Below are 227 nucleotides of genomic sequence, written 5' to 3' on the forward strand. Positions count from 1 at the left end.
ACCGTACCTGTATTCCCTGCGACGTCAGTCACTGTCATGGTCACGGTCAATTCGCCGTCGGCGAGGCTGGACAGATCTTGCCCAGTGACTGTCAGGTTGCCGTTGCTATCTGTGCTGATCGCCGAGCTCGGTACCGTGATCGTAGTCACGCCATCACTGATGGTGATGCTGTTCACGGTGGCACCCGCTTCAACGCTGCCGGTGAAGCTCATACTCGTGGCTTCGTG

The 227-nt window shown here is 58.1% G+C and carries 1 protein-coding gene; it reads right to left on the reverse strand.

The window, feature by feature from the left end:
• A partial coding sequence (locus C2M17_RS08430; protein ID WP_158684000.1) for an Ig-like domain-containing protein occupies positions 1-227 on the reverse strand: 227 nt, incomplete at both ends.

The sequence above is a fragment of the Pseudoalteromonas sp. T1lg10 genome, from assembly GCF_002964545.1.
In the GTDB taxonomy this organism is placed as follows: Bacteria; Pseudomonadota; Gammaproteobacteria; order Enterobacterales; family Alteromonadaceae; genus Pseudoalteromonas.